Source organism: Sinomicrobium kalidii, assembly GCF_021183825.1.
Taxonomy (GTDB): Bacteria; Bacteroidota; Bacteroidia; order Flavobacteriales; family Flavobacteriaceae; genus Sinomicrobium; species Sinomicrobium kalidii.
In genome coordinates this window covers 2,299,962-2,313,150 of record NZ_CP089211.1, presented here as the reverse complement: position 1 = coordinate 2,313,150, position 13,189 = coordinate 2,299,962, and the positions used below count along the sequence as shown (strand labels likewise).

Annotated in this window: 10 protein-coding genes and 1 tRNA gene; 6 read left to right on the top strand and 5 right to left on the bottom strand. The window is 43.6% G+C overall.

Annotated features, from left to right (window positions below; genetic code table 11):
- Positions 1-59 precede the first annotated feature (59 nt).
- Together LS482_RS09275 and LS482_RS09270 are read left to right on the top strand one after the other, a co-directional pair.
- Positions 60-734 (top strand): head GIN domain-containing protein, encoded by a 675-nt coding sequence (locus LS482_RS09275; protein WP_233031502.1) that lies wholly within the window; start codon positions 60-62, stop codon positions 732-734.
- Positions 735-746: 12 nt separating this feature from the next.
- On the top strand, positions 747-1,430 hold the full coding sequence (locus tag LS482_RS09270; RefSeq protein WP_233031501.1) for a LysE family translocator: 684 nt from the start codon (positions 747-749) through the stop codon (positions 1,428-1,430).
- Between the two features lie 276 nt (positions 1,431-1,706).
- Here LS482_RS09270 and LS482_RS09265 read toward each other — a convergent pair.
- Positions 1,707-1,777: transfer RNA gene (locus LS482_RS09265), tRNA-Cys, on the bottom strand.
- Positions 1,778-1,853: 76 nt separating this feature from the next.
- Positions 1,854-2,237, bottom strand: a complete 384-nt coding sequence (gene folB, locus LS482_RS09260; protein ID WP_233031500.1) for a dihydroneopterin aldolase — start codon at positions 2,235-2,237, stop codon at positions 1,854-1,856.
- 173 nt (positions 2,238-2,410) lie between these two features.
- Between folB and LS482_RS09255 the strand changes: the two genes are divergently transcribed.
- Entirely contained in the window at positions 2,411-4,096 is a 1,686-nt protein-coding gene (locus LS482_RS09255; protein WP_233031812.1) for a glutamine--tRNA ligase/YqeY domain fusion protein, read from the top strand.
- An 11-nt stretch (positions 4,097-4,107) separates the two neighbouring features.
- On the opposite strand, the gene LS482_RS09250 is transcribed toward LS482_RS09255, so the two are convergent.
- The 3 genes from LS482_RS09250 to gltX form a co-directional block, all read right to left on the bottom strand.
- Positions 4,108-4,527 carry a GNAT family N-acetyltransferase gene (locus LS482_RS09250; protein ID WP_233031499.1) on the bottom strand — a complete coding sequence of 140 codons (420 nt, stop codon included), beginning with the start codon at positions 4,525-4,527 and terminating at the stop codon, positions 4,108-4,110.
- A 217-nt stretch (positions 4,528-4,744) separates the two neighbouring features.
- A complete protein-coding gene (locus LS482_RS09245) occupies positions 4,745-5,701 on the bottom strand; it encodes an SPFH domain-containing protein (RefSeq protein ID WP_233031498.1) in 957 nt (318 codons plus the stop codon).
- Positions 5,702-5,814: 113 nt separating this feature from the next.
- Complete coding sequence (gltX, locus tag LS482_RS09240) at positions 5,815-7,329, bottom strand: glutamate--tRNA ligase (protein WP_233031497.1); 1,515 nt, start codon at positions 7,327-7,329, stop codon at positions 5,815-5,817.
- A gap of 121 nt (positions 7,330-7,450) precedes the next feature.
- On the opposite strand from gltX, the gene LS482_RS09235 reads away from it, so the two are divergent.
- The 3 genes from LS482_RS09235 to mnmG all read left to right on the top strand — a co-directional run bounded on the left by LS482_RS09235 (position 7,451) and on the right by mnmG (position 13,183).
- A complete protein-coding gene (locus LS482_RS09235; RefSeq protein ID WP_233031496.1) occupies positions 7,451-10,783 on the top strand; it encodes a DUF4175 family protein in 3,333 nt (1,110 codons plus the stop codon).
- The gene (ybeY, locus tag LS482_RS09230) at positions 10,776-11,195 is read left to right on the top strand and encodes an rRNA maturation RNase YbeY (protein WP_233031495.1); all 420 of its coding nucleotides are present in this window, start codon (positions 10,776-10,778) and stop codon (positions 11,193-11,195) included. Before LS482_RS09235 ends, ybeY begins: the two co-directional genes overlap by 8 nt.
- Before the next feature lie 116 nt (positions 11,196-11,311).
- Entirely contained in the window at positions 11,312-13,183 is a 1,872-nt protein-coding gene (gene mnmG, locus LS482_RS09225; RefSeq protein WP_233031494.1) for a tRNA uridine-5-carboxymethylaminomethyl(34) synthesis enzyme MnmG, read from the top strand.
- The last annotated feature ends 6 nt before the right edge of the window (positions 13,184-13,189 follow it).

Genomic DNA, 13,189 nt, shown 5'->3' with positions numbered 1-13,189 from the left:
GGAATACTTATTGTTGGCGTAATGCATTAGTTTTGTATAGTAATTAAAAAATGAGGTTTATGAAACGGGTATATTTTCTTGTTTTGTTTTTTACTGTTGCCCTTGGTTTTTCCCAGGATAAGATCACCAAGGAGACCGGAAAATTCGATACGGTAAAGGTTTTTGACGGTATTTCGGCACAGCTTATTCCATCAAATGAGAACAAAGTGATTATTTCCGGAGAAGATGCTACCGAAGTACGGGCCGTGAACAATAACGGAAACCTTAAAATACGGATGCAGTTAAAAAAGACCTTTAGTGGGCACAGGACTTTTGTGGAAATACATTACAACCAAAAGCTGAGCGTCATTGATGTCAATGAAAATGCTTTCATTTCATCACCGGAAACATTTAAACAGGTGGCCCTGAAACTGAAGGCCCAGGAAGGTGGCGAGATTGATATTGACGTGGAACTGGAAAAACTGGATGCCAAGACAATTACGGGAGGTATTCTGGAAATAAGGGGAACAGCTAAGAACCAGGATGTACACGTTAATACAGGTGGACAATATGAAGGAGATAATTTGAAAACGGAGCAGACAACGATCAATGTCAATGCCGGGGGGACGGCTTATGTAAATGCTTCGGAATATGTGGAGGCCAAAGTGAAGGCTGGCGGCACGATCAGGATATACGGTAAACCGAAAGTCATAGACAAACAAACATTCTTGGGCGGAAAGATCGTTGAACAATAAAAAGTTGTTTTGATGACAGAGGATATACTGGCAGCGATTCCCTGGGGTGTATTACTGGCTTTTACTATTGGACCGGTATTTTTTGTGCTGTTGGAAACCAGTGCACTTAAAGGCTTCAGGGCAGGGATATCTTTAGATCTGGGTGTGGTTACCAGCGATGCCCTGTTTATTCTCATAGCCTATTTCAGTACCAGTCAGATACTGGAAAAACTCAAGGACGATCCCGCACTTTTCATTTTTGGGGGCGGTTTATTGCTGTGTTACGGCGTCATTTCTTTTATAAAGATCAAAAGGGACTTCCGGAAGAACAGCGACAACCTGGATGATTTTGTTATTCCGAAGAAAAATTATTTTGCTCTTTTTATCAAAGGATTTCTTCTCAATTTTATCAATATTGGCGTTCTTGGGTTCTGGTTGGGGATAATTATTGTTTTCGGGCCTAAACTGGATATGGAACCGGAACGGATCATTACTTTTTTCAGTACCATTATCATCACCTATCTCGTGATCGATTGTATAAAAATACTGCTGGCCAAACAACTGAAAGGCAAGCTCACACCATGGCGTATTTACAGGGTAAAACGCGTAATAAGTGTGGTTCTTATGGTATTTGGCATTGCACTTGTTATACAGGGATTGTTTCCCGGTGAAAAGAAAAAGATCAAGGAAGCCATAGAGGATATACGGAATAAATAAAAAAGGGATCAGGATCAAAGGTTGTGGGGTTTTCGCTTGTTTCCTGTCTTTCTTAAATTCACAAAAACAAATCACGCTGTAATAGCGGTTTTGACGGCCAATGAAGTTGCACTTTAGTCAGTTAACAAACCCTGTAAACAAAAAGGAGCTATTTCATAAATTGTAAGTCATACTTCTTATGTCCTGCTGTCTTCCGTCTGAACCCCAACAATGCCCACAACTTTTAGGATTGATACTAAAAAAGCATCCCGGAAATACAGGATGCTCGAAGAGAAGAGGCACCGAGCGGATTCGAACCGCTGTAGAAGGTTTTGCAGACCTCTGCCTAGCCACTCGGCCACGGTGCCATGCTTACGGACGGCAAATCTACTAATTTATTTTTTAAAACAAATAAATTCTGAGGGCTAATTCGGCAGTCGGATATTACAATTCCGACTGTTGTTTGTGGTTGTGGCGTTCAAGTGTCATTTCTATGGTAACCATTTCCACATTGCCACCGATGGGAGGGTTTATTTTGGCTACTTTAACCGTTGCTTCCTCCGCGATAGCGATTTCCTCAAAAATACGGTCCAAGATACGTTTGGATACATGTTCCAGTAATTTGGAGCGGATAGCCATCTCTTCCTTTACGATACGGTTGATGTGCACATAATCGACGGTATCCCTTAAACTGTCTGTCCCGGCCGAAGGTTGCAAATTGGCCCGTACGGCAACATCAACACGATAGTCGCTGCCTATTTTTCCTTCTTCCACCAGGCATCCGTGGTAAGCATAGACCCGGATATTTGTCAACTTGATGATTCCCATTGTTTATTCTGTCAAAGTGCAAAAGTAATTCTATTAATGACAAAGACAAAGCGGTAATGACGGACTTACACCCCCTGAGCCCTCTCAAGGGGGTGTTAACCACATTTTACAACACAACATCACAAAGTTCCAAAAGGTTGACTTATTTTTGCAACAAAAGAACAGGAAGTACCATGTCGGAAAAAGAGCGATCACTTAATTTTATAGAGCATATTATTGAGGAAGATATTAACGGTGGTTTTCCCAGGGGAAAGTTGAGGTTTCGTTTCCCACCCGAACCCAATGGTTATCTGCATATAGGACATGCCAGTTCCATATGCCTGAACTTCGGGCTCGGACTGGATTACAATGCCCCGGTAAACCTGAGGTTTGACGATACCAATCCGGAAAAAGAGGAACAGGAATATGTGGATGCCATTAAAAGGGATGTGGAATGGCTGGGATATGAATGGGATCAGGAATGTTATGCTTCCGATTATTTTCAGCAGTTGTACGACTGGGCAGTAGAACTTATAAAAAAGGGGAAGGCTTATGTTGACAACCAGACTTCGGAAGCTATAGCGGCCCAGAAAGGAACACCCACAAGACCCGGGGAAGACAGCCCGAATCGAAATCGTTCGGTAGAAGAAAACCTCGATCTCTTTGAACGGATGCGCAAGGGAGAGTTCGAATCCGGATCGCATGTATTGCGTGCAAAAATAGATATGGCCTCTTCAAACATGTTGATGCGGGACCCCGTGATGTATCGCATACTGCATAAAGATCATCACAGAACAGGCAATGACTGGCCCATATATCCCTTGTATGACTGGACACATGGTGAAAGCGATTATATAGAAGAAGTTTCCCATTCGTTCTGTACATTGGAATTTGCCATGCACCGGGAATTGTATGAATGGTTCCTGGACAATGTTTATGAAGAAGGCAGGGTGAAACCCAAACAGCGCGAATTTGCCCGGAGAAATCTCAGTCATACCGTGGTGAGCAAGCGAAAATTGCTGCAACTGGTTAAGGAAGGAATAGTAAACGGTTGGGACGATCCCAGGATGCCCACGATTTCCGGGTTGCGAAGAAGGGGATATACGGCTGCTTCAATTCGTAATTTTGCAAAAACCATCGGAATAGCGAAGCGTGAAAACCTTATCGATGTTTCACTGCTCGAGTTTTGTGTAAGGGAGGACCTGAATAAAAAGGCACCCCGTGTAATGGCGGTACTGAACCCGGTAAAAGTCGTGATCACTAATTATCCTGATGGCGAAAAAGAATGGCTGGATGCCGAGAACAACCCGGAAGATGAAAGTGCGGGACACAGGAAAATCCCTTTTTCCAGGGAGATCTACATTGAAAGGGAAGACTTCCGGGAACAGGCCAACAGAAAATTTTTCCGTTTGAAACTGGGCGGGGAAGTACGCCTTAAAAATGCGTATATCATCAAGGCTGAAGACTGTGTGAAAGATAGTGAGGGAAATATAACCGAAATACATTGTACTTACGACCCGCTTAGCAAAAGCGGTAGCGGCACGGAGGAGAGCATGCGAAAAGTAAAGGGTACATTGCATTGGGTAGCTGTAAAACATGCCGTAGAAGCAGAAATACGCGTGTATGACAGGTTGTTTACCGACCCGGAACCGGACGGTCATAAGGACAAGGATTACATGGAGTTTATAAACCCCGATTCACTGAATGTTACTACAGGTTATGCGGAACCTTCATTAAAAGAGGTATCCGAAGGGGAACGATACCAGTTTCAGCGGCTGGGGTATTTTTGTGTGGACAGGGATTCGGAACCCGGTAAGCCGGTATTTAACAAAACCGTGGGTTTAAGGGATACCTGGGCAAAATTACAGGACAAGAAATAAAACTTTTCTGCCTAAGTTAAAACAATCTTTTCCATGATAAGTTCGGATTGCGTAGTATTATGAAATCCGAACTTTTTGTATAATGTGTGTGCATCCAGTGTTTTTAATCCCCATTTTTCCACTTCCCGGAGTTCGGGGTGTTGCACAATGTGTTCCATGAGCAATTTACCCAGGCCGTTTTTTCTGTAATCATCTGTGATAAATACATCCATAACCCAGGCAAATACGGCATAATCTGTGACAATACGGGCAAAACCCACCTGCTTTTCTTCCCGGGTATAGATACCGAAACAAAGGGAATTGGCAATTGATTTTTCTATAATATTCCGGTTCCGGCCCTTTGCCCAGTACGATTTGTTTTTCAGAAAATCTTCAATGAGGTCGATATCGAGTTTTGATTTATCTGTCGAAACAAAAAAGGAATTTTGCATGATAGAGAATATTTAATAAATCTATACTTTTTATTAAACGCATATGGTTTTACTATTATTTAAAATAATTATGGTAAACTGATTAAATATCATTTTTTACAATTAAAAACGACCTTCTGAAATGAGATTTAAGCAAGGATTATTTTTAGTGTGAGACAGACTTTCTTTTCTGTTCAAAACACCGTTAAACGCCTTTATTTTTATTTTTTGACCGTAATCACTGTGCATCTTCGGTTTTGTCTTTTCCTTTGTCCTTTCCTTTGGCTTTGGCTTGCTTTTTCATGGATTCACCAAGTTGATTGCTGGTGGTAAATGCCGCTACCATATTGTTCAGCATATCTGTTCCCGCTTGCGGCGAATTGGGCAGGAGGATAAGATTGCTGTTGGTTTCTTCACCGATGGATTGCAGGGTATCGTAGTGTTGTGTAACAACAATAAGTGCGGAAGCTTCCTGGGAATTTATACCTACCTTGTTCAGTACTTCGACAGACTCTTCCAGTCCTCTGGCGATTTCCCTGCGCTGATCGGCAATACCCTGTCCCTGCAGGCGTTTACTTTCGGCTTCGGCCTTGGCTTTTTCAACAATCCGTATACGTTCGGCATCGCCGTCGAACTGGGCGGCTATTTTTTGACGTTCTGCGGCGTTGATGCGGTTCATGGCTGCTTTTACCTGAGAGTCCGGATCAATATCGGTAACCAGGGTCTTAATAATGTCGTAACCATAATCGAGCATGGCTTCCTGCAGTTCTCCTTTTACGGCATCGGCGATATCGTTCTTTCTGACAAAGACATCGTCGAGTTTCATTTTGGGAACTTCGGCACGGACCACATCAAACACATAACTGGTGATCTGGTCGTGCGGATATTCGAGTTTGTAAAAGGCTTCGTAAACTTTTTCACGGATAACGACATATTGGACGGAAACTTTCAGTTTTACAAAAACATCGTCCCGCGTTTTGGTTTCTACAATAACATCCAGTTGCTGTATCTTAAGGCTAAGTTTTCCTGCAATGCGATCGACAATCGGAATTTTTAATTGTAAGCCCGAGTGCCGGATACTCTCAAAACGCCCGAAACGTTCTACAATGGCCGCTGTTTGTTGTTTTACCACAAAAAAGGCCGAAATCAGGATGATTAGTCCGAAGAATATCACCGGGTAAAGAATGTAACTCATGGGATTTGTTTTAAAAGATTAATTGTTTGGTGAATATACGCAAAAAAACCTCACAGGTTCTTTTATCTGTGAGGTTTATGAAGGTAGAAATATGTTAATGGAATACCCGGGAATTATCCGAGGGTATCAATGGCTTTTCTGATACGGGCTATGGATTCTTCCTTGCCCAGTATCTCGGTAATATCAAAAATATGGGGCCCTTTCATTTCGCCTACCAGGGCAAGCCGTAAAGGAGGCATTACCTGTCCGAACCCGAACCCGTTTTCACCTATCCAGGTCTTGACCGTTTCTTCTGTAGTTGCAGAAGAAAAATCGGTAACATTTTCCAGTACAGGTATAAGTTGTTTTATAATATCAGCGGTCTTTTCCTTCCATTGTTTTTTAACCGCTTTTTCATTGTAGGACGACGGAGCTTCGAAAAAGAATGACGTTTGTTCCCACAGGTCGGCGATAAAGGTGGCTCTTTCTTTGACCAGCGAAACTATTTTTGGCAGGGGAAGGGCAGTGTCTATTCCCTTTTGTTGCAACAGTTCTCCGAAGGCCGCACTCAGGATGTTATCGTCCTTTTCCTGGAGATAGTGATGGTTGAACCATTTTATCTTTTCCGGGTCAAATCGCGCACCGGATTTATGGACCCTTTCCAGGTCAAAAGCCCTGATGAGTTCTTCCTTGCTGAATATTTCCTGGTCGGTGCCCGGGTTCCATCCGAGGAGAGCAAGAAAGTTTACAACAGCCTCGGGAAAATATCCTTCTTCGCGGTATCCACGTGAAACATCGCCTGATGCCGGGTCTTTCCATTCCAGCGGAAATACGGGGAACCCCAGCTTGTCACCATCCCTTTTGCTCAGTTTTCCCTTTCCTGTAGGCTTGAGGATAAGGGGCAAATGGGCAAATTGCGGACTGTCCCAACCGAAAGCCCGGTAAAGGAGTACATGAAGTGCCAGCGAAGGCAGCCATTCTTCGCCGCGGATCACATGGGTGATTTCCATCAGGTGATCGTCTACGATGTTGGCCAGGTGATAGGTGGGCATACCATCACTTTTAAAGAGCACTTTGTCGTCGAGGATATTGGTGTCTACCGTAATTTCGCCGCGTACGATGTCTTTCAGCTTCAGGCTTTCATCCTGGGGCGATTTGAAGCGTATGACATAATCTTCCCCGGCCCGGAGTCTGGTCTGTACATCTTCGGGAGGGAGGGAAAGTGAATTTTTTAATTTCTGACGGTTGTGCCAGTTGTAAATAAAGGTTTTTCCGTTCTTTTCGTGTTCTTTTCTGTGAGCATCAAGTTCTTCAGCCGTATCAAAGGCGTAGTAAGCCATGCCGTTTTCAATGAGCTGATCGGCGTAATTTTTATAAAGGTGTTTGCGTTCGCTCTGCCGGTAAGGACCAAAACCCTTGTCTTTGCCAATACCTTCGTCGAATGGGATGCCACACCAGTTCAGGGACGCTGCGATGTAATCTTCGGCCCCTTCCACATAGCGGTTCTGGTCGGTGTCTTCGATCCTCAGGATAAAATCACCCCCGTTTTTTTTGGCAAACAGATAATTGAATAATGCGGTGCGAACACCTCCTATGTGTAAAGGCCCGGTAGGACTGGGCGCAAAACGTACGCGAACTTTTTTTGTCATGCTCTCCTTTTTGTGAAGCAAATTTAAGGGTTTCTCCACAAGCCGCAAATCGCTGTTTGTGAATTAGAAAAAATTGTAACTTTATAGGTTATAACGAATGGAAGTTTAAAACGGAAGAATAATGCTACCGGATACAGGAAGAAGAAAAATACAGGGTTTTGATATCGTAAAACAAAAACTTGAAATTTTTATAAGAAAATACTATGTAAATGAACTTATAAAAGGGGTTTTACTGTTCACGGCCATCGGATTGCTTTATCTCATAGTCATGTTGCTCTTGGAACATTTCCTGTGGCTTAACAGTACGGGAAGGGCGGTATTGTTCTGGTTGTTTCTCGGGGGAGCTATTTTCCTTTTATACCGTTTTATCGCCGTTCCGGTGTTTAGGTTACTGCGTATTCAAAAGGGAATTGATTACACGGAGGCCTCCGGGATCATTGGTAACCATTTCCCGGAAATAGGGGATAAACTGTTGAACGTATTGCAACTTTCGGGCGATGGTTTGAACGGGGGAAATGAAAAGAACGAACTTTTGGTTGCAAGTATAGAACAAAAGTCGGAGGAATTACGGCCGTTTCCCTTCCATATTGCCGTAGATATTAAAAAGAACATGCGCTATGCAAAATATGCCCTGATCCCGGTAATTATTATTTTTTTAGTATGGGTTAGTGGTAATATTAATTGGTTTTCAGATAGTTATGAACGTGTGGTACATTATCGTTCGGCATATGAACCGCCGGCGCCGTTTCAGTTTTTCGTAGTGAATAATACGTTGAGCGGAATTGAGGGAAAACCTTTTAAAATAGAGGTCAGGACAACGGGAGAAGTAATACCGGAGGATGTGACCATCCAGTATGATGAAGAAACCTATTTTATGCAGAACGAAGGCCCGGGCAATTTCAGCTATGTTTTTAAGCGGCCCGACGGGAGTGTTGATTTTTACCTCATGGCGAATGACGTACGTTCGCGCCCGTATCGCTTGGAAATTTTGAATGCACCGGCCATGACGGCTTTTGAAATGTACCTGGATTATCCGGCTTATTTGAAAATGAGTAGCGATACGCTTACGGGGACGGGGAATGCTACCGTGCCGGAAGGTACGAGGATAACATGGAAGCTCCGGACAAAAAATGCCGGAAAAGTGAATTGGATTTCCGCCGATTCAACGGCTGTTTTTGATGAGGTTTCGAGAAATGGGAACAATGCCGAATTTCAATGGTCCGTTCCCGTGTTCCGGGATACCGAATATGAAATTACGACCGGAAATGCCGATTTGCCGGATTACGAATCTCTGGGTTTTGGTATAGTGGTTGTAAAAGATGAATATCCCGAAATAGAAGTTAAGGAAGTCAGTGATTCGCTTTCTGTGGAGCGTACGGATTTTGTAGGCCAGGTTTCGGATGATTATGGATTCAGTAATCTGAGAATGGTCTATTACCCGGAGGATAAGGAAGAACAAAGAAAAGGAAAGAAAATCAATATCAATACCTCCGGGAATGTAGCGCGGTTTATCGATGTGTTTCCCGGGGATTTAACGCTGGAGGAAGGGACCAATTATGTACTGTACTTTGAAGTGAAGGACAACGATGCCCTTCGTGGAGGAAAGGCAAGCAAGTCGGGCTTGTTTACATATCGTGTGCGGACCAGGGAAGAAATTGAACGGGAACAACTGGAACAACAGCGCGGAGCCATCCGGTCGCTGGAGAGGTCATTAGGGGAAATGGAAGAACAGCGGAAGGAATTGAAAGACATTAATACGCTGAACATGGAGAAAGAAGAGAAATCGTTTAATGACCGGGAGCGGATTTCAGATTTTATCAACAGGCAGATCCAGCAGGAGAAAACCATGCAACGCTTTACAGAAGAACTGAATGAACATTTAAAAGAAGCACCCGGGGAAGAAGAGGATGACGCACGGAAAAAGTTGCTGGAAGAACGGTTGGAGCGGCAAAAGGAGGAAATAAAGAAAAATGAAAAACTCCTTGAAGAATTGAAAAAAGTGGCCGATAAAATCGATAGGGAGGATATGGCCAGACGACTGGAAAAATTATCCAAATCGCACCAGAATAACAAACGGAACCTGGAACAGGTACTGGAACTCACCAAGCGCTATTACGTAACTCAAAATGCAGAGCGATTGCGTCGCGAACTGGAACGATTGGGGAAAGATCAGGAAGCGTTATCGAATAAGGAAGAGAAAGAGAACACTGCTGAAAAGCAGGAAGACCTGAATAAAGAATTTGAAAAATTCAGGGAGGAAGCGGAAGATCTGGAAAAGGAGAACCGGGATTTAAAAAAGCCGATGGATCTGGGAAGGGATGAAAAAGAAGAACAGTCGGTTTCTGAAGAGCAGAAAAAATCCCTGGAAAACCTGGAGCAGAACAACACTGAGAAAGCAAAGCAACAGCAACGGAACGCGGGGCAGAAAATGAAGCAGATGGGAGCGCAAATGAAAGCGGCAATGCAATCGGGCTCGGCTTCGGGAGATATGGAAGATGCTGCCGTTTTACGACAGATATTAAAAAACCTGGTAGCGTTCTCCTTTGAACAGGAAGGGCTCATGAAAACGATAGAAGCGATGCGGGAAGATCATCCGTCATTTTCGAATACGATCAGGAAACAACACCAGTTAAAAGAAGTTTTTCAGCATATAGACGACAGTCTTTTTGCATTGTCCATGCGCAGACCTGAACTTTCGGAAAAGGTCAATAAGGAAGTTACGGATGTTCATTTTCACGTGGACAAGGCTATCGAAAGATTATCCGAAAATGAAATTTACAGGGGGGCTTCCAGTCAGCAATATGCATTTACAGCTGCCAATAACCTGGCTGCATTGCTCGGAAATATACTGGACAATTTACAGCAGAGCATGGGAATGGGACAAGGCGAAGGGGAAAATGAAATGCAGCTGCCGGATATTATTCAGAGCCAGGAGGAGTTGAATCAACAAATGAAGGATGCACTGAAGGGGTCGGAGGAAAAAGGAGAGGAAGGTGAGAAAAAGCAGGGGGAAGGAGAAGAGGGAGAAGGTGAAAAACAATCTGAAGCCTTGTTTGAGATCTATAAACAGCAACAAATGCTCAAACAGGCGTTGGAAAAAGAGTTGTCCGATAAAATGGGCAATGGCGATCAGGGAAAGAAAAATAGGCTATTGAAAGAGATGGAGAAGGTAGAAGATGAATTATTGAGAACGGGTTTAAATGAAAACACGCTTAAAAAAATGTTGAACCTGAAACATGAACTGTTAAAACTGAAGGATGCTGCGATGGAACAGGGTGAAGAAAAAAGAAGAGAAAGCCATACGAATGAACAAAGGTTCGACGGTAAAAAAGGTGAGATTGATGCGGAGCTTGAGGAATATTTACAGGGCATGGAGATATTAAACAGACAAGTATTACCTTTGCGGCAAATTTACAGGAAGAAGGTAAAAGAATATTTTAAAAAGAATGATTAGTTTTCATTATGAATCGGCACTTGACCTGTTGGACGAAAAGCGGTATGCAGAATGGATAGAAAGGGTCATTATTTCCGAAAGTAAAGAACCGGGAGAGATAAGTTATATTTTTTGTGATGATGACTATTTGCATGGTCTGAACATGAAATACCTGGATCACGATACGCTTACCGATATTATAAGCTTTGATTACACGGAAGGTAACAGGATACATGGGGATGTATATATTTCTGTAGAGAGAGTAGAGGATAATGCGCAGGATTTTGGTGTGTCGTTTGAGGAGGAATTGAAACGGGTAATGATTCACGGCGTTTTGCATTACTGTGGTTACAAGGATAAATCTGCCGGAGAACGCGCCGAAATGAGAGCAAAGGAAGAGGAGAAAATAAAAATGTTCCACGTGGAACGATAGCGTACTTTGTTAAGTTGTTCCACGTGGAACACGTTTTCTTGTTAGTGTCACACGGTCGTGTGACCTCTGACTGAAAGGATATATTTTATAAAGCAGAAAATTTTAAAAATACAGGCATGTTTGACAGAATGTATGATGTTATTGTAGTGGGAGCGGGCCATGCCGGTTCGGAAGCAGCGGCCGCAGCGGCCAATATGGGGTCAAGAACCCTGCTTATAACGATGAATTTGCAGAACATCGCACAGATGTCCTGTAATCCTGCAATGGGCGGGATTGCAAAAGGACAGATATTACGGGAGATTGATGCGATGGGAGGATATAGCGGTATAGTTACCGACAAGACGGCTATACAGTTTAAAATGCTCAATAAATCAAAGGGGCCTGCGATGTGGAGCCCGAGAGCACAATCCGACCGTATGCGCTTTGCCGAGGAATGGCGGTTGATGCTGGAGCAAACCCCGAACCTCGATTTTTATCAGGAAATGGTATCGGGATTGATCGTAGAGAACGGGAGAATTGCGGGTGTAAAAACATCGCTTGGAATTGAAGTTCGTGCAAAAGCCGTGGTATTGACAAACGGGACATTTCTGAACGGACTTATCCATATCGGGGAAAAACAGCTCGGAGGAGGAAGGGCAGGAGAAAGAGCTTCTACCGGAATTACCGAGGACCTGATCAGGCTGGGATTCGATGCCGGGAGGATGAAGACCGGAACCCCGCCCAGGGTGGATGGACGTTCGTTGGATTATAGCAGAATGCAGGAACAGCCCGGAGATGAAATCCCGGAAAAATTCTCTTATTCGGATGAGACAGAACCGTTATCAAAACAGCGCTCCTGTCATATGACCTATACGAGCCCGGAAGTGCATGACCTGCTCCGGGAAGGTTTTGAACGCTCACCGATGTTTAACGGAAGGATCAGGAGTATCGGGCCGAGGTATTGCCCTTCGATAGAAGATAAAATAAACCGTTTTGCCGATAAGGACAGGCACCAGATATTTGTAGAGCCGGAAGGATGGAAGACCGTGGAAGTCTATGTGAATGGTTTTTCAACCTCGCTTCCGGAAGATGTACAGTTTAAAGCACTGCGTTCGGTGACCGGTTTTGAGAATGTAAAATTCTTTCGTCCCGGTTATGCCATAGAATACGATTATTTTCCGCCTACGCAACTCAGGCATACGCTCGAAACGAAACTGGTGGAAAACCTGTTTTTTGCCGGTCAGATCAACGGGACAACGGGTTATGAAGAAGCGGCTTCGCAAGGACTTATGGCAGGTGTAAATGCACATCTTAAAGTATATGAAAAAGAACCTTTTATTCTTAAGCGAAATGAGGCTTATATAGGGGTTCTTATCGATGACCTGATAACCAAGGGGACCGAAGAACCCTATCGAATGTTTACTTCAAGAGCCGAATACAGGACACTTTTGCGGCAGGATAATGCCGATTTCAGGTTGACGCCGAGATCACATGCTATCGGGTTGGCTTCTGAAAAGCGATTGCGGCAAATGGAAAAAAAGAGGCACGATGCAGATGCGTTTATTCACTTCTTTAAAGAAACAAGTGTCGATCCTTCGGAAATGAATCCCGTCCTGGAGGAGAGGAAATCTTCGCCGATGAAACAGTCCGATAAAATATACAAGGTGTTTTCCAGACCAAAAATTACTATGAACGATATGCTTCGGGTAGGAGAGGTAAAAGCGTATGTCGAAGAAAATAACCTCAATAAGGAAGTGATGGATCAGGCCGAGATACAGGTAAAATATGCCGGGTACATCGAAAAGGAAAAGAACAATGCCGATAAACTGAACCGTTTGGAAGATATTGCCATACCCGGGAATTTTGATTACGACAAATTAAAATCACTCTCTTTCGAGGCGCGTGAAAAATTGAAAGACATTCGCCCGGCAACACTTTCTCAAGCATCGCGGATAAGCGGAGTATCACCGAGTGATATCAGTGTAATGCTGGTGTATATGGGAAGGTAAATGCTG